16 protein-coding genes are annotated in these 21,593 nt (G+C 47.3%); 10 read left to right on the top strand and 6 right to left on the bottom strand.

The genetic code is table 11. The features are described 5' to 3' along the window. Positions 1–64: 64 nt before the first annotated feature. Positions 65–559: a DUF2726 domain-containing protein gene (locus tag AAKU64_RS19855; protein WP_354362771.1), complete on the bottom strand. Its 495-nt coding sequence runs from the start codon at positions 557–559 to the stop codon at positions 65–67. A 245-nt stretch (positions 560–804) separates the two neighbouring features. On the opposite strand from AAKU64_RS19855, the gene AAKU64_RS19850 reads away from it, so the two are divergent. Beyond that, entirely contained in the window at positions 805–1,086 is a 282-nt protein-coding gene (locus AAKU64_RS19850) for a hypothetical protein (protein WP_354334800.1), read from the top strand. Positions 1,087–1,221: 135 nt separating this feature from the next. On the opposite strand, the gene AAKU64_RS19845 is transcribed toward AAKU64_RS19850, so the two are convergent. Both AAKU64_RS19845 and AAKU64_RS19840 read right to left on the bottom strand, forming a co-directional pair. Continuing rightward, the gene (locus tag AAKU64_RS19845) at positions 1,222–2,355 is read right to left on the bottom strand and encodes an ABC transporter substrate-binding protein (protein ID WP_354334802.1); all 1,134 of its coding nucleotides are present in this window, start codon (positions 2,353–2,355) and stop codon (positions 1,222–1,224) included. Between the two features lie 426 nt (positions 2,356–2,781). Further along, a complete protein-coding gene (locus tag AAKU64_RS19840) occupies positions 2,782–4,014 on the bottom strand; it encodes an MFS transporter (protein WP_354334804.1) in 1,233 nt (410 codons plus the stop codon). A 140-nt stretch (positions 4,015–4,154) separates the two neighbouring features. Here AAKU64_RS19840 and AAKU64_RS19835 point away from each other — a divergent pair, with 140 nt between their 5' ends. Next, complete coding sequence (locus AAKU64_RS19835) at positions 4,155–4,577, top strand: hypothetical protein (protein WP_354362770.1); 423 nt, start codon at positions 4,155–4,157, stop codon at positions 4,575–4,577. 230 nt (positions 4,578–4,807) lie between these two features. Here AAKU64_RS19835 and AAKU64_RS19830 read toward each other — a convergent pair whose 3' ends face one another. Then, entirely contained in the window at positions 4,808–5,908 is a 1,101-nt protein-coding gene (locus tag AAKU64_RS19830) for a threonine aldolase family protein (RefSeq protein ID WP_354334808.1), read from the bottom strand. A gap of 205 nt (positions 5,909–6,113) precedes the next feature. Between AAKU64_RS19830 and AAKU64_RS19825 the strand changes: the two genes are divergently transcribed. The 3 genes from AAKU64_RS19825 (at position 6,114) to AAKU64_RS19815 (ending at position 9,981) form a co-directional block, all read left to right on the top strand. Beyond that, complete coding sequence (locus AAKU64_RS19825; RefSeq protein ID WP_354334809.1) at positions 6,114–7,805, top strand: M14 family zinc carboxypeptidase; 1,692 nt, start codon at positions 6,114–6,116, stop codon at positions 7,803–7,805. Positions 7,806–8,248: 443 nt separating this feature from the next. Further along, the gene (locus AAKU64_RS19820) at positions 8,249–9,397 is read left to right on the top strand and encodes a patatin-like phospholipase domain-containing protein (protein WP_354334811.1); all 1,149 of its coding nucleotides are present in this window, start codon (positions 8,249–8,251) and stop codon (positions 9,395–9,397) included. Positions 9,398–9,579: 182 nt separating this feature from the next. Further along, positions 9,580–9,981: a hypothetical protein gene (locus AAKU64_RS19815; RefSeq protein ID WP_354334813.1), complete on the top strand. Its 402-nt coding sequence runs from the start codon at positions 9,580–9,582 to the stop codon at positions 9,979–9,981. Between the two features lie 107 nt (positions 9,982–10,088). Here the strand turns inward: AAKU64_RS19815 and AAKU64_RS19810 are convergent, their stop codons facing one another. Both AAKU64_RS19810 and hutC read right to left on the bottom strand, forming a co-directional pair. Next, the gene (locus AAKU64_RS19810; RefSeq protein WP_354334815.1) at positions 10,089–10,682 is read right to left on the bottom strand and encodes a DUF2242 domain-containing protein; all 594 of its coding nucleotides are present in this window, start codon (positions 10,680–10,682) and stop codon (positions 10,089–10,091) included. A gap of 151 nt (positions 10,683–10,833) precedes the next feature. After that, a complete protein-coding gene (hutC, locus tag AAKU64_RS19805) occupies positions 10,834–11,544 on the bottom strand; it encodes a histidine utilization transcriptional repressor HutC (protein WP_354334817.1) in 711 nt (236 codons plus the stop codon). 247 nt (positions 11,545–11,791) lie between these two features. Between hutC and hutU the strand changes: the two genes are divergently transcribed. The 5 genes from hutU to AAKU64_RS19780 all read left to right on the top strand — a co-directional run bounded on the left by hutU (position 11,792) and on the right by AAKU64_RS19780 (position 21,331). Further along, complete coding sequence (gene hutU, locus AAKU64_RS19800; RefSeq protein ID WP_354334819.1) at positions 11,792–13,492, top strand: urocanate hydratase; 1,701 nt, start codon at positions 11,792–11,794, stop codon at positions 13,490–13,492. A gap of 370 nt (positions 13,493–13,862) precedes the next feature. Continuing rightward, the gene (gene hutH, locus AAKU64_RS19795) at positions 13,863–15,404 is read left to right on the top strand and encodes a histidine ammonia-lyase (RefSeq protein ID WP_354334821.1); all 1,542 of its coding nucleotides are present in this window, start codon (positions 13,863–13,865) and stop codon (positions 15,402–15,404) included. Positions 15,405–15,489: 85 nt separating this feature from the next. Then, positions 15,490–16,101, top strand: a complete 612-nt coding sequence (locus AAKU64_RS19790; protein ID WP_354362768.1) for a HutD/Ves family protein — start codon at positions 15,490–15,492, stop codon at positions 16,099–16,101. A gap of 3 nt (positions 16,102–16,104) precedes the next feature. Then, positions 16,105–17,334: an imidazolonepropionase gene (hutI, locus tag AAKU64_RS19785; RefSeq protein ID WP_354362767.1), complete on the top strand. Its 1,230-nt coding sequence runs from the start codon at positions 16,105–16,107 to the stop codon at positions 17,332–17,334. Positions 17,335–17,368: 34 nt separating this feature from the next. Further along, positions 17,369–21,331, top strand: a complete 3,963-nt coding sequence (locus AAKU64_RS19780) for a DUF748 domain-containing protein (RefSeq protein WP_354362766.1) — start codon at positions 17,369–17,371, stop codon at positions 21,329–21,331. Positions 21,332–21,593: the final 262 nt, after the last annotated feature.

Here is a 21,593-nt window from a genome sequence, read left to right as displayed (position 1 = left end):
ATGTCACATGTGCCGCTTCAAACAAGAAAACCAATCGCAACAGTGGCCACACCCATGCTCGACTTTACTGGTTTGGGTATTTTGCAAGAAGCTCTTGCGTTACCAGATTTTCAGTTTGCGGTGAATTGTGTCTGGAATGCAATGACGGATAGCGGGACTTGGCGGGAGTTCGCGGTTTACGTGCCATAGGCAAAATTGGATTATTCAGCATATGCGGTAACTGGTTAACTGTTTGAAAAATCTCCAGTTCAGACGGTTTTGCTTTTGACTGCCAGCGCAATGTTGCGACATTGGCACTTTTTGTCAGTTGATCGCGCTCTCTGTCTTTTTCTGGATTATGCATACGGTCATCTAGTTCGACGATGCAAATCAGATTCATGTTGCGGCTATAAATCGCGTAATCAACGCGCTTTTCATTGATTTTCCAATAGGCGTATCGATTTTCTTGAAAACTGTCGACGGGCGTAATTAAGGCCGCCATAGCGACTTGAGGGAATACATGCACCCCTGGCAAGGAGCGACAAAGCCGGCCAAAAAATTCGATTTCATTCGGTGTCATCAGCGGTACTTGTTTGTAATTGGAGCGCCGTTTTTTAGGCTTGCTTTTCGATGTTTTTAAAAAGACTAAAATGATCAAAAATGCACAAAAAAACAGAGTGAGATAAAGAATTGGCTGGGTAAAAAAGAAATTGGTCATGAGATAAAAATATTGTGTTATTTATATGCATAGTCAAATGCTAACATGTTCTTAGAGATAAACGCTGATAAAGTCGTTATCATTCGCTTACGATCACAGGAGCCAACTTGAAAACTGCATTAATCCCAGGCAAAGCTGTTGCCAAAATTGATAAACAAATCATCGGTAATATTTTGCTGACGCAAGTCAGCGTGGATATTGTCAAAGAAGAAAAAATGATCATCGGCATTCGCAACGAAGCAGGTGATATTTATCGCCTCATCGGTGCCACTCGCGTCAATAGCTATATGAATGCGATTGAAGAATTATTTGATCTGGAAATGAACGATGAACTTGATGGCATTGAGGAGACCAGAGAAGGGTGCGACGCTATTTTTAGCATGCCATAACTTAAGTCTAGGGGCGGTCGATTTGAAAACATGTCCGTCCCGCCAAGTCTGCTGGCTTGCTAGTTCACTATCAGCGAGAAAAAAATAATGGCAGCAGGAATCTGCTACCAGTTACTACAGAGTTCAAAACTAAAGTTACTTCATAAATTTTCCGTCTTTTCCAATGACGGTTAATTCGACAAAATGAGATGCGTTATGGTTAGTCGGGCTGAATTTCACTGAAAATCCGCCTGCATCATAAGCTCCCATCGATTCCATTGCTTTGATAAAGCTATCGCGAGTCAGGCTGCTGCCAGCACGTTTTAAACCCTCTACAAAGACTTTGGCCGCGATAAATCCTTCCAGGCTAACGTAACCCGGCTCTCTGCCAGGCTTGTTGGCGTACAGGGTTTTATACTCTTTAATCAAAGGATTGATTTCTTCCCAAGGCGCTGGAACTACTTGCGAGATCATAACGCCGCGTCCTTCGCTGCCCAACTCTTTAGATAGGGCTTGACTGCCGACAAAGGAAATATTCCAGAAAATAGGCGCGCCAACCGGATCTTTCACCATTTCTTTGATGAACGCGGCACAGGATTTATAGGCAGAGATCATAATTACTGCCTGAGGTTTTACTTGTTTTATTTTGGCAACCGCTGGCGCCACATCAACACTATTTCTCTCAACGGTAGCAATGCCGATGACCTCGATATGACGTTTATTTAATGCTTTTGTAACGCCCTCTAGGCCGGCTTTGCCGTAAGCATCGTTTTGATAAAACACAGCAATTCTGCTCATCGACAATGTCGTTATATGTTGGACGATTTTTTCGGTTTCTTCAAAATAGCTAGCGCGGATATTAAAGACGTTGCGATTAAACGGCTCACGCAAAGACTCAGCACCAGTAAATGGTGCAAAGAAAGGAATCCCTTCTTTGGCAACTAAGGGCAAAGCTGCATTGGAAGTCGGCGTGCCTACATAACCAAACAAGGAGAAAACATCATGTTTATCGATTAGCTCTTTTGTGTTTGCGCTTGCTCTGTCGGCCTCATAACCATCATCTAGTGTTTTTAACACGATCTGCCGGCCTGCAACGCCGCCTTGTGCGTTGACATGATCGAAGTAGGCTAGCGCGCCGTCGCGCATCTCTGTCCCTAGCTGTTGCGCTGGTCCTGATAAAGCTGCGGATTGGCCGACCAGAATTGCCTTGCTGGTTACGCCTGTCTCTGCGTAGGAATGGATGCAAAAGAGCAAGGACAATGTACCGAGAAGGAGATTTTTTGTTTTCATAATGCTGTATTGATATGCTGATGTGGACGGGAGCCTAGTGAATAGCTGCTTCATACTAGGCGTAAAAATGCTTTTGGGCAACTATTTGATCTGTTTTCAATTACTCTGGCTTAGCCATAGTGATCAGGTTAGCGGTTTAATCAGATGTATTAAGTCGATGTGTAATTCGGTTGAAATAAATACTGGAGGTAGGTATATTTAGGTTGTCCAGAAGATTGCTGGGCAATCGGCATTATTTTTTAAAAATATTGGGGAGTATATTGAAATTATGCCGTTTGACCTATCCAAATAGAGAAAAGTTCTTTTTGTTTTCTGCGAGCAGCTTAGTTTTTTTTCTGGGCGTTTGTTGATTGACTGATGGCAGCTCTAAGAATCACAGCTTTAAGAATCGCAGCTCTAAGAATCACAGCTCTAAGAATCACAGCTTTAAGAGCGACGATACAGATCAGGAATTTTTTTACGGCTTAAGATTATCATTCCCAAACTACCTATGCCGAGTAATAGCCAGTTCAGTATAGGCATCTGCATGGTTTGGGCAAGATCAAACAGCACACCGCCCGCGAGGCTGCCGATCATTGTCCCTGTGCTTTGATAAAAAATCTGTTGCGACATCAATTTGCCGGTATCTTCCGACGATCTTGTTGAATGTCTTGCAATAAGAACGTCAAACGACGGACCATAAAACACTTGCCCAAACGAGAGCAAAATCGCAGAGACAATCACCGCGCTGCTGTGGCCTCCTGCGACCACCATCAACGCAAAACTCGCAAACAGACAGCTGTAGCCAATCTGTAAGAAGCGGAAATGGTCGCGTATCCGCACCGCACGCTTAGACACCGGTATCTGGAAAAAGATAATGACTAACGCTGCCAACCAGAACGGGGTAGAGACGGGGATATCCGGCGTAAACTTGGGGATGTGCAGACTAAAGCCAATCATAGGCTGGACCGCAAAGCACCAGAACACCGCATTCGACACCATAAACAGGCGCGGCAATTTTTTAGAAGGAGCAAGTGACGCCGCTGATTCTGCTTGACTGTTCGCCGCCGCCGATGCTGCTTGTTTGACTGCCAGGGTAGCTAGGTAGTCCGTCTCATGCCCGGCAATCGCGCGCATGGCATACAACATAAAAACGGCGTAAGCGATAAACGTGATCAATACAATCAAGAACACTATTTTCAGGCTATGCACCGGCACCCAGCCCGCCATCAGATATCCCAGCACCAAGCCCATGCGTATCGCAAAGGCCAGGCGACTGAATAAAGAAGATTGATCTAATTCTTTTAATTTCAATAAATAATTTTTCAGGCCGGGAAAAGACAAACCGCTTCCCAATCCTGCCAATACCGCAAACAAGGCCAAAGCCCAGGCCTGATGCAAATACGCCATGCAATACAAGGCAAAACCTTCCAGCAAAATATTGCCTGTGACAGAAAATGGATGATTCGCCAGCTTGGGATAGCGGCTACCCAAATACGAGCCGATTACGCGGCCCAAATTCAAGCCAAATAAAATAGAAGCCGCCCAGGTGCCAGAAAAAGACTTACCGGTCTCCGACACAATCAGCGGCGTGTAGAGCGCCACACCAGCAGAGGCCAGCGCTACGCCGACATAAATCAGATAGGAATTAAAAACAGAATTAAACGGCTTGGTTTGCATGAGCTTCAATAAAGTCGTTTATGTGACTGACTTGACGCAGTGCACATAAAGCAGAGTTTGACAGTCTAGGCCAAATAGATTATCTGTTGACCAGAACAAAAAACGAAATAAAATAAAACGAAATACCAACAGGAGACAACATGATTCAGCGCCACATCAAACTCATCCTCTACATCGCTGGCGGCATCATGCTGCTGGTAGGCCTACAGTTTATCGCACCCTTGCCCCTATTGCAGGCACAAAAATTAGTGGTAACCGATAGCGCAGGCATATTATTCGCCCGTCATTGGGGTCTGTTAGTCGCTTGCCTTGGCGGCTTATTGATTTATTCCGCCAGCCACCCTGAGTGTCGTACCCCAGTCATTGTCGCCGTCACGATAGAAAAAATCTGCCTGGTTGGTGTTTTGCTGATGAGTCTGAATGATCCTGCCCTAAAGCCGATGCAGCCTGTGATTGTATTGGATGGCGTCTTTGTGATTTTGTTTTTGATTTATTTAGTGGGAAAAAAAACGATAATTCTCAGATATCAACCTAATGTAATAGGAATATTTAAAATTTTTTAATGAGTATCCTTATGAAATAAGGCTTACAAGCCATTTTTGCTCTGTAAGCCTTATTTATATTGGACATCTAAATCAGAAATTTTTTTAAAATCTTTTATTCATAACGAAGGCCATTAGTAACAATGCAAATTCTAAGCATGTCATTCCCGCGTGTCTCAAGCAGGATTGGTAAGAAAAATAGCTTTATGCGCAATGTTGTAGGTCGACTCAAGAGTTTTTATAAATTCCCATCAAAGCTTTTCCAAAATTTTCTCTACAAATAACGTAAGCGCGTTCTTCACATCAATGTCCTTCATCACTAACAATTGATCGCCGACATACCATTCAAACATGCATTGTTCTGGCAGTGCCGTGTGCACGGCATTGCCGAATAACCAGATGCCATGTTCGCGCGCGATCTGGTTGCGGATATCGGTGGCGCGCTCTTTATTGACGGGTAAGTATAGGTGCAACATATTAGATTGAGGCTGCGTTGGATTGGCTTTTAATTGCAGATAGTCTGTCAGCAGCCGATATAGCCATTTTGTGCGTTGGAATAGGGCGGGCATATCGGCCAGACGCTGATCAAATTGCATCGCTGCTGCGACGACATAAGGCGAGCGGCGGAATACGTTGCCGCCTTGTCTTTGCATCCAGACCCGTGCCTGATCGATCAGTGATTTACTGCCTACTAGCATCGCGCCGCCGAGACCGCCTATGCCTTTGTAAAACGAGACATACACAGAATCAAAACCCTCGGCGATCTCGTGCAAAGGCTTAGCAAATCCGCTTTGTGCTTCCCACAAGCGGGCGCCGTCCATGTGTAGATGAATATTCTCTTGCTGGCAGTAGGACTTGATGTCCTGAAGTTGTTGCCAGCTAGGGAGTTGCCCGCCGATTTCTCGCATGGGTAATTCGTATTGAACGGCACCAATTTTTTCTGGTATCGCCTTGAGATCGTCTACTGTCCAGGGGCGATGTGGATTGCCGATTCTGAGGGCGTTAAAATGGCCAAGCAATTCATGATTGCTGTTTTCATGGATAAAAATATGTGAACTTGGATGTAACCCCACCAAATTGCTGCCACGTTCGGCACAAGCGAGTCGCAAGGTGGTGACCTGCGTCATGGTGCCGGTAATGCAAAATAAGGCGGCTTCTTTACCTAATAGCTGAGCGATTTTTTGTTCAAAGTGTTGGACTAATTCACCCTCACCATAAGTGTCATGCAAGACATGGTTGGCTTCGCACCATTGCGCCATGGCGGCAAACTGTCCCGCTGGCGGTAGTTGACGGTGACCGGGGAGGATGGTGTGACAGCTCAGGCGTAAGGCGGCGATTTCGGCGTTGGTCAAGATGAGGCTCCTGGGGCGTTGTGGGTTGGTGTATTTTACGTGATTCGTGACTGTGCGAGATTTGCCTGTGTACCAAGATAATATCGCTCGCTACCAGTCTAATTCAGGCAAAATCACGGTAATTATTTTTGCTAACGTATTCAATCGATGATCACGGGATGCGTGCTGCATACCTTGGATATCTTCTTCACCTTGGACGCTAACTATGTCAACAGACCTGCAAACACCTTACGAACTCGGTAATCAAAACCAAACGACGACCTGGGATCAGTGCATTGGCTTTTATCAAAAGCTGGCATCGGCTTTCCCTCATGTCTTGCACTTCAGTCAGATTGGTGTCTCGGATGCCGGTGTGCCTATTCATGCTGGTGTGGTGACTGCGGATGGCGTATTTGATCGCGAGCAAATCAAAGGTGAACAGCGTCCGGTATTTTTTAATAATAACGGCATACACCCTGGTGAGCCCGAAGGTATTGATGCCTGTATGGCGCTGGTGCGCGACTGGTGTGTGATGCCAGAGCGGTTGGCACAACTAGGTCGTACCGCGTTTATTTTTATTCCGATTTATAACGTGGATGGCTGTCACAACCGACAAAATACATCGCGGGTGAATCAAGACGGTCCCGAGTTGTTCGGATTCCGCGGGAATAGTCTGCATCTGGATTTAAATCGTGATTTCATTAAGTGCGATAGCTTGAACGCGCAAGTTTTTAATCAGTTTTTTACTGCCTGGGATCCAGACGTGATGGTGGATACACACACCTCCAACGGGGCAGATTATCCTTACACGATGACCTTGATCCATACCCAAACAGATAAACTCGGCGGTGATCTGGGGCAGTTTTTGCGCGAGCAGATGCTGCCGGTGATGTTTGCAGATATGGCGCAACGCGGCTGGCCGACTTGTCCTTATGTGAATCCGATCAAAGACAGTCCCGATCAAGGGATAGAAGAGTTTTTAGAAACTGCGCGATTCTCTACGGGCTACGCCGCTTTGCATCACACCATCGGTTTTATGCCAGAAACGCATATGCTAAAACCCTTCGCCGATCGCTACGCATCCATGCGCGCGCTGGTCGAGGTCGCGTTGGAGTTCACGATCAAGCATGCTGAACAAATCCAGCAATTGCGGAAAGCCGCCAAACAGCAGGGAAAAACCCGCACCCATTGGCCCGTGCAATGGCGCCGGGATGACGAGCATGTTTCGACGGTTCGTTTTAAAGGCTACGAGGCTTGCTACAAGCCCAGTGCAGTAGGCGACTACAGTCGTTTGTACTACGACAAACATCAAGCATGGGAAAAGGATATTCCATACTACAATCATTTCAAACCAGAAGTCGTAGTCCCTGCGCCGATCGCCTATGTCGTACCCCAGCAATGGCGCGCTGCGATTGAGCGCTTGCAGTGGAATGGCGTCAAGATCGAGCGAATTGCCGGTGACCGCATTGTGCAGGCACAGACCTACCAAATTCGTTCAGTTACATCGCGCCCACATGCCTATGAAGGTCATTTATTTCATGACGACATGGAGCTGAGCACACAGACTGGCACCCATCAGATCAAGGCGGGTGATATCTGGATTACGCTGGATCAGGACCAAGCGCGGTATGCGGTCGAAACCTTGGAGCCACAGGCACATGACAGCTTTTTCCGTTGGGGATTTTTTAATAGCGTATTAGAGAAGAAAGAAGCGTTCTCCGATTACGTATTTGAAGACCTGGCAGAAGAATTACTCCGTGAGGAGCCAGCACTGGCTGCGCAATTCGCTACATGGAAAGCAGATCAGCCCCAATTATTGAGTGACCAGAATGCCGTGCTGAGTTTTATTTTTACGCATTGCCAGCGGTATGCTGAACCAGAGTGGCGTCGTTATCCGGTGCTGGCGATATTTGCTTAAGCCCCTCTTTTTCTATAGACGGTTTATGGATACTCCTTATTAGTATATTTAATTGTCCAGGTAATTATTGGTCTATAAGGCTATTTTGGTAAAAATTATGGGGAGTATATAAAATTATCTCTATTTTTGACTAGATGGAATTTCTGCTAAAAAGAAAAAATAATTATAGAAACGTATCGAGTACAAAGTAAGCGAGATTGCTTTTTGCGCTTTGTGCATGTTCGCTGAACGGGTTTTTTACGGCACTCAGTTTTTCACTTGGCTACTCAACTTAGCTACTCAACTTAGTTAGTCAACCAAGTGAGCCTAATTACTTAGTCTAAACAGGTACTAAATCAGTACACGATCAAGCTGTTGTTTGGCTACACGTTTGAATGCGCCGTTGCAACAGCAAAACGCAATTTCTGTTTAATCCTTCATCGTTGTTGTGGTATTTTGTTGCGATGAATTCAAGCACAAATCCCCCTATTTCTACTCAACTTCCTCAATATCAACGCTGCATGGTCATGGCTGGCGGTGGCTTTCGTTTTGGCATTTATCTTGGCATGTATGCCGCAGCGCGTGATGCCGGGAAAACACCTGATCTGTTATTAGCCAGTTGCGGCGCAGCGATTGCGGCGGCACTGATCCAGGCTTTGCCGGATGATGAACAGCGCAAGGCATGGCTTAGTTCGCATGAGATGTATCAGTTTTGGGCGAGTCTGCAATCGACATCGCAAGCGGCGATTCATCGCTCTTTGATTCAGGCGATTAAGCGCAAATTGTCTTCGAAAAATACGCCCAAGATACCGGATGTATTTCAAGATTATATGTTTGAGATACCGCCTAATTTGCCATTGCCAACTGTAAGTCCAAGTCAAGCTGCTGGGGCACCAGCGGTTGCGATTATCGGCGGCAAGCTGTTATACCAGCCGGAAGAAGTGGGGCAGCCGCGTGGCCATCGTAAATTATTTGAAGAAACCGTTTTTTGCGATCAGCGAACAGCCACACTATTGCAAGGTATTCAATCGCCATTCAGCGCTCCGATGTGGGGGAATCATGCGATTGCGCCACAACTGTTGATTGATGTCGATATGCCTTTGGCAGAGGCGGTGCGAATTTCGGTATCTGACATGTTTTATTTCCGTTGTCACAGCTATCGTCGTCCGGCTACCGGGCAGATGGAACACTATATCGGTGGCGTGCTTGATTTATTTCCCATCGAAATAGCCCGACGGCTGGCGCATGAGGTCACGATGGAATTTAAAGAGTCGTTTGATCAGACCTTTGCGATTCCTGCTTTGCGTGCGGTGTTGGGCATTAACGGCAATCAGCGCTTACGGTACGTCCATCATCAATTTGCGGATACCTGGATTGACAGCTCAGATATCAGCATTGCACTAGCACGCGAACAGGTGCAAAAGAAGCTGGCTTTCAGGCGTAACCGGGTTAGCCTGATCATGCCCGATAGCTATGACACTTATGTGCAATATATTGAAGCGCAGTGGCAATACGGTTATCAACGCGCTAAAGAGGCATTTGCTAAAACCTCGGCTAATTCCAAAGAGCCTATCCGCAACGCTAATCGTTACAATAGTCCGCAAGGGGTTTGAAATCAGGTGTAAAACCTCTAAAAGTTGTCGATTGATGCACAGTTTGTTTTATAAATTGAACAAACTGTTGTTAATCAAAGAGTTAATTGCCGCATGGATACAACTCTGTCCTTTTAATTTGATCCAAACTTAATTAGAATCAAAACAGCCTCGCCAGGCTTTCAATCATTACAGGAGTCGCCATGAAAAAATTTGTCTCAAAGGCAGTTGTCGGTATGTTGTTGGTTTCAGGGTTTGTTTCAGTTGCATCAGCAGCGAATACAGTAGTGGATACTTCAGTTGATGGTATTTTTACTGCGCTGACAAGCACTAAAGATTTGCAAGCCACGGTTGATACCTTGGTCGCAAATGGTGCTGGTGCTGGTGCAGTGGTCGCGGTTGCTGCGGCTGCTGGTATTTCTTTAGACACAGTCAAGGATCTGACGATTTGCACTAATGATATCTCAGCAGATTCTAAAGTGTTGAGCGCGACTTGCATGAAGCCACGTACTATCGCAACGGCGTATATCGTCGGTATGAACGATCCTTTGAAATACCTGCCTGCAACAGCAGCTGGTGTTCGTAAAGATAAAACTACGAAGTAATTTGTTCGCTTAGTTTGTATCGGGTTTGTATTAGTAAAAAAGCGATGCAGAAAAATCTGCATCGCTTTTTTTATTGTCGCTCACTATAGAACAGTGACAACCTTGGCTTACTGATTTGGCGTAGTCAATTTCTTATTGTCAGAAGAGGCTGGCGACTCTTTTTTATCCTCATCCTTATCGGTTTCAACCGAAGAGTCATCCATATAGCGTTCTGCTAATTTAAAAAATTTATCGTAAAAATCACCGGTTGGTATCGTTTCGCTAGCGACTTTGACCAGAGAATCGTCACTGGCGCCAAATGGCAACGATACCGAGCCCAGTGCACCGACCCCGATGCTGGCGGAGTTGCTGCTCTTTTTTAGCGAGTAACGGTCGCGTACCGCATTGGCAAAAACGGTGGTGCTGTTGCTGCCTTTGCTGTCGGCGGCGCAGACTACCGTAAATTCAATCTCGGCGTGAATATCACTATCGTGTTGGAATTTTCTGCGGCCTCTGACGAAGGCGGTTTTAGATTCGCTGATGACATAACCCTGGCTGAGCAAAGCGCGGCGGGCGGCTTCGCAAGCCGTTTTTTCCGATCCGGGAAAACTATGGGTGAAGACATCGGCAGAGCCAAATTCTTCTTCTTTGAGAGCGACTTTACTATTGCCGAGATTGCTCCCAAAACTGCCGCAGCCCGCGAGTGTCGTGACGAGTAACAATGCTGCCAGCCGCGCTAGTGTGATTTACTTATTCAGCGAGTTAGCAGAGGAGACAAAACGGGGAAAGGAGAAAAAGCGCATCGGTTCTATATTGTTCAATTGGTTTGTTCAGCCTAGTTTGCTTGCTGAGTTTAGTCAGCAAAGGATTACGTTAAAAACTACCTGCAAACTGATAACGTTGGCCCGGATGCCACATCGTGACTATCGTGGCGATTTTGGCCTTGGATATTGTTTGACGGTGTAATAGCAAACATGGTTCCTTGCTGGTGATATTTAACATCGTCGCGATTTGTTTAGACGGTAACAACGCTTCAATACGGTAGCTGACACTTTCTAGGGGCGCTACCACCATCAGATATTCATTCGGTGTCATGGTCATAAAATGTTGTTCCAGATAGTCAGGTGCAATATCCGAATTGACCCAGCGGTCTTCTACCTGAATCGCAATATCATTCTCAAAATGTACGATGACCGAATGGAAAAGCGGATGTCCTATTTTCACCTTAAATTGTTGCGCCAGTATGTCACTTGCAGCCACCGCGACTAGCTCATGCAATTGACTGCGATGCACGTGACCGCGCGCTCTGACTTCTTCCGCAATACTTTTAATCTCTACTAAGGTTGCCTGATATTTATGCTGCGCGACATAGGTGCCTGAGCCTTGGATGCGTGTCAGGATTTGTTCACTGGTCAACTCTCGCACAGCCCGGTTGACCGTCATGCGGGATACGCTGAACTGCTCTGCTAGCGCAGTTTCGGACGGAATCGCATCACCTTCTTTCCATGTGCCGGACTGAATTTCTTTTAGTAAATAATCCTTGATACGTTGGAACACAGGTGCGTTTTCTTGTTGGTTTGACACAGGATTCCTTGTAACTAAGGTGGTGGCATTGAAAAAACATAAAAATATAATCTTGCATATTGTCTCATACAAAAATCCAGTTGCAAAAGTTGTATATACAACTTAAACTTATTTCAAAGACTGGTCATCATCTGGTTTTTAGAAGCGCGTTGAACGTATATATTGAGTTAGCTTGAGTTAGTTTAGTTAATTTGACTGAGTTTGACTTTGCGCCAGCCAACACTACCGAAATAGGATGGAATACATCATGAACAACGATCCACGCTGGGACGAAAGCCGCGAAATCCGTGCACCACGCGGTGCTGAAAAAACCTGTAAAACCTGGGTGGCCGAAGCCGCTTATCGCATGCTCCAGAACAATCTGGACCCCGAGGTTGCCGAGAATCCTAAGCATTTGGTTGTGTATGGCGGGATTGGTCGTGCCGCCCGTAATTGGGAGTGTTTTGATCAGATTCTGGCCTCACTAAAAGAGTTGGGCGAGGACGAAACCTTATTGATTCAATCTGGTAAGCCGGTCGGCGTGTTCAAAACCAACGAGGATGCGCCCAGAGTGTTGATCGCCAATTCCAATCTGGTGCCCAAGTGGGCTAACTGGGAACATTTCAACGAACTCGACCGCAAAGGTCTGTTCATGTACGGTCAGATGACAGCAGGTAGCTGGATTTATATCGGCACTCAAGGCATCGTGCAAGGCACCTATGAAACCTTTGCCGAAGCAGGGCGCCAGCATTTTGGCGGTGACTGGGGCGGGCGCTGGATTTTGACAGCAGGTTTAGGCGGTATGGGCGGCGCGCAGCCACTGGCGGCTAGCTTTGCCGGCGCTGTTTCTTTAAATATTGAGTGCCAGCAATCTAGTATCGACTTCCGTTTGCGTACCCGCTACGTCGACAAGCAAGCCAAAGATCTGGACGATGCCTTAGCACTGATCAAACACCATTGCGACCGCAAAGAAGCGGTATCAATCGCCTTGCTTGGAAATGCAGCAGAAGTCTTGCCAGAACTGGTTAGACGCGCCAAAGCCGGCGGCATGAAGCCTGATCTGGTCACCGATCAAACATCAGCGCACGATCTGATCAACGGGTATCTGCCGATCGGATGGACGGTTGAACAATGGAAGGTGGCACAGTCCGATCAGAGCCAGCACGCCAAACTGACTGCCGATGCAGCACAGGCTTGTGCGGTGCATGTGCAGGCCATGCTGGATTTCCATGCGATGGGTATTGCGACGGTGGATTACGGCAATAACATCCGTCAGGTCGCGTTTGATACCGGCGTGAAGAATGCTTTCGATTTCCCCGGCTTTGTACCTGCCTATATCCGTCCTCTGTTCTGCGATGGCAAAGGGCCATTCCGCTGGGTCGCTTTATCGGGCGATCCGGAAGATATCCGTAAAACCGATGCCAAGATTAAAGAACTCTTCCCAGAGAATAAAGGCGTGCATAAATGGCTGGACATGGCGGGCGAACGAATTGCCTTCCAGGGTTTGCCAGCACGTATCTGCTGGCTAGGTCTGGGTGAGCGCCATATCGCTGGCTTGGCGTTTAACGAGATGGTTAAAAATGGCGAGTTAAAAGCACCAATCGTCATCGGTCGTGATCACCTCGATACCGGTTCTGTTGCTAGCCCTAATCGCGAGACGGAATCGATGATGGACGGTACCGATGCTGTCTCCGACTGGCCTTTGCTCAATGCCTTGTTAAATACGGCAGGTGGCGCGAGCTGGGTGTCCTTGCATCACGGCGGTGGCGTTGGTATGGGTTACTCCCAACATTCCGGCATGGTGATTGTGGCGGATGGCACGGATGCAGCAGCAAAACGTCTCGCGCGCGTCTTGGTCAACGATTGTGGTTCGGGTGTGATGCGTCATGCGGATGCAGGTTATCCGCAAGCAGTTGCCTGCGCTGAGCGTAATGGCTTGAATTTACCCATGATTAATAACTCAAAGTAATGAGTTGAGATAGTGAGTTGGGGCAATAAGTTGACGCAGCCAACCGAGACCGTAAGTTAATGCAGCAAACCGAGACCGTAAGTCGATAAAAATGAGCAGATCAAAACTCTCTCTTCCGCTTGTGGGAGAGGGGATGATTGCCGTAGATTTGATTGCATTAATAATACTGGTGGTAAGTATATTTTAAGCGTCCAGAGAATAATTGGACATTAAGGCATATTTGCTAGTGATTGGTGGGGAGTATATTGAGATTGACTCAAAATTGAATGCTTCTACCTCCAACGAATCAATGTTTTATCCCAGCAAAATACCAAACAGCACATTTCAGCACATTTTAAAACTGCCAAGAATAATTTAAAAAAGGACAAACATGAACACCAACACTTTCATCATTCGCCCGGGCCAAATGAGTCTGTCCGACTTGCGCGCGATCTGGCGCACTGCTTTGCCGCTGGAGTTGGATGTCAGTGCCTATGAGGCGATCAACGCGTCCTCCGCAACGATCCAGAGTATCGTCAAAAAGGGCGACGCGGCATATGGTATCAATACCGGATTTGGCAAACTCGCCAAGACGCGCATCCCCGATGAGCAATTAGAATTACTGCAAAAAAATCTGATACTGTCGCACTCAGTCGGCTCTGGTGAATTGATCGCTGATGAGGTTGTGCGCTTGATTTTGTTGATGAAAATCGCCAGCCTGGCGCGAGGATTTTCTGGTATCCGTGCCAGCGTCATCGATACCATGATCGCTCTGTACAATGCAGGCATCATGCCCGCAATTCCGGTCAAAGGATCGGTCGGCGCATCCGGCGATCTGGCGCCTTTATCGCATATGACGCTGGCCTTGATGGGCGAGGGCGAAGTACGTGTAAATGGGCGATTAGTCCCGGCAAAACTGGCGTTAGAAAATGCCGGAATCACAGCGGTCGTACTGGCTGCTAAAGAAGGTCTGGCGCTGATTAACGGCACCCAAGTTTCCACTGCATTGGCGCTCAATGGTTTGTTTCTCGCTGAGCGCTTGCTGGAAGCCGCAACGATTACCGGAGCATTGTCGGTTGATGCCGCCAAAGGCAGTGACGCGCCGTTTGATCCGCGTATTCATGCAGTGCGCGGACAACCTGGTCAGATCGCTACCGCCAAAATTTATCGTGAATTGTTGGAGGGGAGCGAAATCCGCCGCTCGCATCTGGTCAATGACGAACGTGTACAAGATCCGTATTGCCTGCGTTGCCAGCCACAAGTCATGGGCGCCTGTCTGGACATTATCAATAACGCAGCCCGTACTTTATTAATTGAAGCCAATGCCGTGACCGACAATCCGCTGGTGTTTTTGGATACGGGTGAAGTCATCTCCGGCGGCAACTTCCATGCAGAGCCGGTGGCCTTCGCAGCAGATACGCTGGCATTGGCGATTGCAGAAATTGGTTCTATTTCCGAGCGCCGCATTGCCTTGCTGATTGATGCAAGTTTGTCAGGTTTGCCGCCATTTCTGGTGCCAAATTCCGGGCTCAATTCTGGCTTTATGATCGCACATGTGACAGCAGCGGCGTTGGCCTCAGAGAATAAATCCCATGCACATCCAGCCAGCGTTGATACGATTCCGACGTCGGCCAATCAGGAAGATCATGTCAGTATGGCGACCTTCGCTGGCCGACGTCTGCATGAGATGGCACACAATACTGCCACTATAGTCGGTATAGAATTATTAGCCGCAGCGCAAGGCGTTGATTTTCATCAGCCGCTGGAGACCTCAGCGAGTCTGGCGACAGTACATCATGCGCTGCGCCGCAAGGTTGCGTTTTATGACAAGGATCGCTTCTTCGCACCAGATATTGCAGCAGCAAAACAGATGGTGCTGGATGGCGAATTGAGCGCACAATGTCAGCACTTGTACACCCATCTTTATTCGTAAAACAGCTCTTATATTCAACACACACTCAAACACACACTCAAACACACACTCAAACACACACTCAAACACATAGCGCCAACACATCATGCGTAAATGGAGCCAGCAAGACTATAAAACCATGCCCTGGAAAAACGGTGGCGGCAGCACGACTGAGCTGGCAGTTTTTCCTGAGGGTGCGAGCCTGGACCATTTTGTCTGGCGCATTAGTACGGCCTTAGTCAGCAGTGACGGCGCGTTTTCGCACTTTGCACAGATTGATCGGACGTTGGCGATTTTGTCTGGTACAGGTATGACCTTGCATGGAGATGAAGAGGGAACTGATACACCTTCCAGTGTTACCTTGACCCGCCACAGCATGCCACATCAATTTTCTGGTGAAACATCCATCCGTGCTGAATTGTTAGATGGCTCGGTATGGGATCTTAATCTGATGACCCGGCGCGATGTCTGTACTCATTTTATGCAACGACTAGAGGCCGGCGAGCATTATGTTGTGGCACAAAATGCGCAACAGGTATTGATCTACTGTGCACAGGGACAGGCAGTCTTGAATAAAGTGATGGATGTCAGCGAAGCAGATTTAATTTTGCTGGAAGAAGATCATGAACACGCCGGTGTGCGATTAGTCGTGCAGGCGCAAGAGGGCAGCGTGCTCTATCTGATGCGCATTAGTTTTTTAAACCACGCCGGAGCCTAAACCATGCTGACTCTCTGGACCAATGTCCATCTGGCGACCATGCAGGATGGTTATGGCGAAATCCGCGACGCTGCAATTGTGGCGAAGGATGGCAAGATTGTCTGGCTGGGTAAGCGTATCGATTTACCTGCTGATTTGCTTGCTGAGTGTCAAGCGAATTCCCAAGCGAGCATGTCACACGACGGACAAGGCTGCTGGCTGACACCTGGTCTGATTGACTGTCATACCCACATCGTCTATGCAGGCAATCGCAGCGATGAATTTGAGGCGCGTTTAAACGGCGTCGCCTATGAAGACATCGCCAGACAAGGTGGCGGTATTCTTTCCACGGTGCGTGCGACCCGCGCCGCTAGTCCACAGCAATTAATACAAGCCAGTTTGTCCAGAGTACGTAATTTATTAAAAGAAGGCGTCACTACGCTGGAGATCAAATCGGGCTACGGTTTGGATGTTGAAACAGAGGCCAAGATGTTGCGGGTTGCCAGACAATTCGCACAAGATTTTCCAGTGCGGATCAAAACGACTTTTCTCGGCGCACATGCCTTGCCTCCCGAGTATGCAGGTCGTGCTGATGATTACTTGGACTTGGTTTGCGAGCAGATGCTACCCGCTCTGGCGGCGGAAGGTCTGGTCGATGCAGTCGATGCATTTTGTGAAAAAATCGGCTTTTCGCCAGCACAGACTGAAAAAGTATTTCAGGCGGCGCAGCGACATGGACTGCCAGTCAAATTGCATGCCGAGCAGCTCTCAGATCAGGGTGGTGCTGCGCTCACGGCACGCTATCAAGGCTTGTCTGCCGATCATCTGGAATATTTATCGCAAGAGGGCATCAACGCTATGGAGCAGCATGGCACAGTCGCCGTGCTGTTACCCGGTGCTTACTACTTTTTGCGAGAAACCAAATTACCTCCGATTACCGGTTTGCGCGAGGCGCAGGTACCCATTGCCATTTCTACCGACTGCAATCCGGGTACCTCACCAATGACCTCTTTGTTGCTAGCAATGAATATGGCCTGCACCTTATTCCGCTTAACGCCTTTGGAGGCATTGGCAGGCGTCACCAAACATGCCGCCCGCGCTTTGGGTTTGCAAGATCAGATCGGCACCTTAGAAATTGGTAAGGCAGCAGACTTCGCATTATGGGCAATAGACCGGCCAGGTGATCTGGCCTATGCGATCGGCGGCAATCCTTGTGTGGGGATTGTGTTTGCTGGAGAGCAGATCGTTAGTTAAACTATGGCATTAGATTCAATTTAAAGGAACGACCGTGACCTTATCAGCCAAAGTGACATTGCAGGCGCATCTCAAAAAAACTTGGCAAGGGCGTATCGGTAAAATCATCATCAGTCTGGTGGGCTTGCTGGCACTGATCATCTTGTTGAGTTGGCTGCTGCTACCGGTTTATGTAAAACGAGTCGCGGTCGAGCAAGTTCAGCAGCAATTAGGTCGCAAGCTAGCGATTGGCGAAGTCCGTTTCTCCCCCTTTGCGCTCGCGCTCACGGCTAACGATGTCAGCTTGTACGAGCCGGATCAACGCAGCCCGGCACTGTCTTTAAAAACTCTGGTACTTAATCTCTCACTGAGTTCCGCCTGGCATAGGGCTTTGGTGATCGATGAGGTCAGACTAACCGCACCGCAAGTCCATGTAGTACGCACCAGCGCTGATGGTTATGGTCGCTATAATTTTTCTGACATCCTCGATAAACTGGCGGCGCAACCCAAAAGCGATGCACCTTTTCGTTTTTCGCTGGCGAACTTGCAATTGCAAAATGGCAGTATTGTTTTTGACGATAAAGTCCTGGAGAAGCAAATAAAAATAGACGACCTGCAAATTGCAGTACCGTTTTTATCCAACTTCCCAAAAGAAGTAAATAGCTTCGTACAGCCGATGTTGTCCGCCAAAATCAATGGCACACCATTCGATTTAAAGGCGCGTAGCAAGCCGTTTGTGGATAGCTTGGACACGACTTTAGCGATTGATATTGATCGCCTGAATGTACCTGCCTATATTGCTTATATCCCAGTCCCTTTGCCATTAAAAATACAAAGCGCGCAATTATCTACCAAGCTGGATCTGACTTTTAGCCGTAAGAAAAACCAAGCAGAGTTGCTGTTGTCCGGTCAGGTTCAATTGCATAAAATTGACCTCAAAGATAATGCCGATGCCCCTTTGTTGCTGACCGATGTGATTACGGCGCAGATCAAACAAATTAATCTGATCAGCGGTGCAGCTAGCTTAGATCAGTTAAGCATAGAGGCACCAGAAGTTTGGATGGATCTAGACAAAAAAGGCCAGCTCAACTGGGCCAAACTGAGTAGTCACGCTCTTACTCCAACCCCCGTAGCGGATCAGGCAAAGTCTACGCTGGCAAGTGATCCGATAAAAAATTCTGCTCCAGTTGTTAATGCCGTTAACTCCGCTAACAATGCTAATACGAATACCGTGGTCGCATCAGATTCCAAGAGCAAAGCGATCATCGCCATAAATTCTATTGTGCTCAGCAAAGGGCAAATCCATTTTAGTGACGCCTTACATTCGTCACCGGTTATACCAATCAATTTAAAAGATATCGCCCTCAATATTAAACAATTGAGCACCGATGTTGCGGCCAAGCCAGCCAGCGTTTTAATCAGCATCGCTATCGAGCAAGATGCACAAAGTAAATTTGAAGGGCAATTCAGCGTCGCCAGCGGGATGGTGGATGGCAATGTGAGTCTGAACGATTTGCCATTGGCTACTTATCAGCCATTGTTTAATCCTGTATTAGCTGCCACGCTGGCAGGCAAGTTAGCGGCGCAGTCGCATATCCATAGCCAGGACGGGCAAGTAAAAATAGCAGATTTTAATTTGCAATTAGTAGATTTTTCCATCCAGTCAAAAGCGAAAGGCGAGGGAGGCATTGCGATTAAATCTTTAGCACTGAGCAAGCTAGAACTTGATACTGCGACGAAGGTAGTTAACGCGGGTAGTTTAGAAATGACAGGTCTGAAAGCGGATGTCCAAAAAGATCAGACCGCAACATTAAATCTGCAAAAATTTTTGATAGCATGGAATGGACACAGTGAGCAGAGTGCAAAAAATCAACCGACTCAAGATAAAGTTAGTGTCAATGTAGAGGCACTAAAGTTGCCCGGTGCCGCTAAGGTTAACAATGCTAACGCCAGCAAGGCCACCGCTACCATTCCAGAATCCAATGCATGGCGCGTCAATCTGCATAATTTTTCTGTCAACGATAGTAGTGTGCGCTTTGATGATCGGTCGCTTTATCCTAGTGTGAACGTGACGCTGGATAGTATTAGTCTGGTCGCTAGTAATCTCAGCAGTAATCTACTGGACAGTGCAGTCGTGGACAACGCCGCCCAGACGGCGAGCTTTACATTAAAAACGACGATTAACCGCAAAGGTAAATTAAGCCTGAGCGCCGATGCCAGTGCTGGCTTAAAAAATATCACGGCATTAATTGATGCCCAGACCTTGCCAGTTGCTGCGCTATACCCTTACTTTGCGCGCGAGTTAAATGTCACTTTAAGTCGTGGTGACGCCAGCGCTAAAGGCAAGCTAGTGATCCTGAGTGACAAAGGACAAGCACCCAAAATAAGTTACGACGGTAATTTAAAACTCAGTGATTTCCATATGCTGGAAAGTGGTGCCAGCGACGATTTTTTAGAATGGAAATCAATCGACCTGGACGGTATTAACGCAAAATTAGGAGGTAATAAACCTACGATATTGTTGAAGAAATTGAGCTTGACGGATTTTTATGCCAGGGCAGTTTTGTCTGATAAAGGCAAACTGAATCTGCAAAATATTACCGTCAACAAATCTGCTGACGGCACAACGGATGCGAATAAGATTATCGAAATTAAGAAGGTCGATGTCAATTCAACTGACACGGCAAATTCAGCCAATCCTGCTGACATTGCCGCCGTACCTGCTATCGTAACCATCGTGCCTGTTGCACCTGCCGCGTCAGTCTCGGCGACCACACCAGTCATCGTTTCTACCCCAATAGTACCGCCAGTCAAGCAAACTAATCCGCTAGTGATCCGGATTAGTCAAACCGTCCTGCGCGGTGGCAATGTCAACTTCACAGATAATTTTGTTCGTCCCAATTACAGCGCTAATTTAACTGGCGTCAGTGGCACGATAGGTGCGATTGCGTCTGATAGCACGCAGCCCGCCACAATTGAGTTGAACGGCAAGATTGATAATGATGCACCGCTAGTGATTTCTGGCACGCTCAATCCTTTATCCTCACCGATTTTTTTGGATATTAAGGGTAGCGCCAACGGGATGGAGCTGACGCGCCTGACACCCTATGCTGCCAAATATGCAGGTTATGCAATTGATAAAGGCAAGTTGTCGGTGCAGGTGTCGTATCGGGTAGAGAATCAGCAATTGCAAGCGCAAAACGACGTGCGTTTAGATCAGCTCACTTTTGGCGAAAAAATTGATAGTCCCAATGCCACGCGCTTACCGGTACAACTCGCACTGGCCTTGTTGCGTGATAACGATGGAAAAATTGCGATCAATTTACCAATCTCCGGCTCTTTATCTGATCCGCAATTTTCAGTCGGCGGCATTATTTGGAAAGTCTTCGTTAATTTAATTACCAAGGCAGTAACATCTCCGTTTGCCTTGTTGGGGCAGGCGTTTGGTGGCGGAGAGGAATTGTCCTATGCCGAGTTTACACCGGGGCTGGCGATCTTGACGCGGGACACCAGCGCCAAATTAGACAACCTCGCCAAAGCGCTCAGCAACCGCACCGGTTTGCGTATGGACATTCTCGGTAGAGCCGATACGCAAACTGATACAGAGGGATTGCGCCGCGCCAGTCTGGAGAAAAAAATCAAGCAAGCAAAACTCGTCAGCTTGCAAAAGAAAAATCCTCAATTGAGTCTGGATCAAATCAGTTTGGATGAAGGTGACAAAAAAACTTATATCGAAGAAGTTTATAAATCAGAAAAATTCAGCAAGCCGCGTAATGTGATCGGCATTGCCAAAACTTTGCCACCAGAAGAGGCCGAACGTTTGATCCTTGCTAATACGCCGGTCACACCAGAGAATCTGCGTCAGTTAGCCCAACGCAGAGCCGATGTGGTACGGGATTATCTGGAGCAAACTGGCGGTATTGCCAAAGAGCGCCTGTTTTTGATTGCGCCAAAATTGACTGCGGATGGGATTAAAGATAAAGGTCTGCCAAATCGGGTAGATTTTTCTGTTAAATAGCAGTACCTTCTTCTTATTGCGGATAGGTAAGAGTAAGACGCTGAACTGAATATGGTATTTAAATAGTAGGGCTTTTGTACGGCAAATAGTTTATGTAGCAATCGACATAATAATTGATACTCCTAGTAGGTATATTTAATCGTCCATGCAATTACTGATCAATAAGGCGGGCGGATTCAGCTACGAAGAGCAACGGGAGGTAAGTTTTAGTGGGAGTATATCCAAATTATAAAAAACCTCAAACGGCGTTCGATAGCCGAGG

Source organism: Undibacterium sp. GrIS 1.8, assembly GCF_040544445.1.
In the GTDB taxonomy this organism is placed as follows: domain Bacteria; phylum Pseudomonadota; class Gammaproteobacteria; order Burkholderiales; family Burkholderiaceae_D; genus Undibacterium.
The sequence above is the reverse complement of the archived record's forward strand: the minus strand, read 5'-3'. Positions and strand labels throughout refer to the sequence as shown.

Excerpts from the sequence above, each read along its gene's own strand:
- AAKU64_RS19840 (WP_354334804.1), bottom strand. The coding sequence starts at position 4,014 with ATGCAAACCAAGCCGTTTAATTCTGTTTTTAATTCCTATCTGATTTAT.
- hutH (WP_354334821.1), top strand. The coding sequence starts at position 13,863 with ATGAACACCAACACTTTCATCATTCGCCCGGGCCAAATGAGTCTGTCC.
- AAKU64_RS19820 (WP_354334811.1), top strand. The coding sequence starts at position 8,249 with ATGAATTCAAGCACAAATCCCCCTATTTCTACTCAACTTCCTCAATAT.
- AAKU64_RS19825 (WP_354334809.1), top strand. The coding sequence starts at position 6,114 with ATGTCAACAGACCTGCAAACACCTTACGAACTCGGTAATCAAAACCAA.
- hutU (WP_354334819.1), top strand. The coding sequence starts at position 11,792 with ATGAACAACGATCCACGCTGGGACGAAAGCCGCGAAATCCGTGCACCA.
- AAKU64_RS19855 (WP_354362771.1), bottom strand. The coding sequence starts at position 559 with ATGACACCGAATGAAATCGAATTTTTTGGCCGGCTTTGTCGCTCCTTG.
- AAKU64_RS19845 (WP_354334802.1), bottom strand. The coding sequence starts at position 2,355 with ATGAAAACAAAAAATCTCCTTCTCGGTACATTGTCCTTGCTCTTTTGC.
- AAKU64_RS19790 (WP_354362768.1), top strand. The coding sequence starts at position 15,490 with ATGCGTAAATGGAGCCAGCAAGACTATAAAACCATGCCCTGGAAAAAC.
- hutI (WP_354362767.1), top strand. The coding sequence starts at position 16,105 with ATGCTGACTCTCTGGACCAATGTCCATCTGGCGACCATGCAGGATGGT.
- AAKU64_RS19835 (WP_354362770.1), top strand. The coding sequence starts at position 4,155 with ATGATTCAGCGCCACATCAAACTCATCCTCTACATCGCTGGCGGCATC.
- AAKU64_RS19815 (WP_354334813.1), top strand. The coding sequence starts at position 9,580 with ATGAAAAAATTTGTCTCAAAGGCAGTTGTCGGTATGTTGTTGGTTTCA.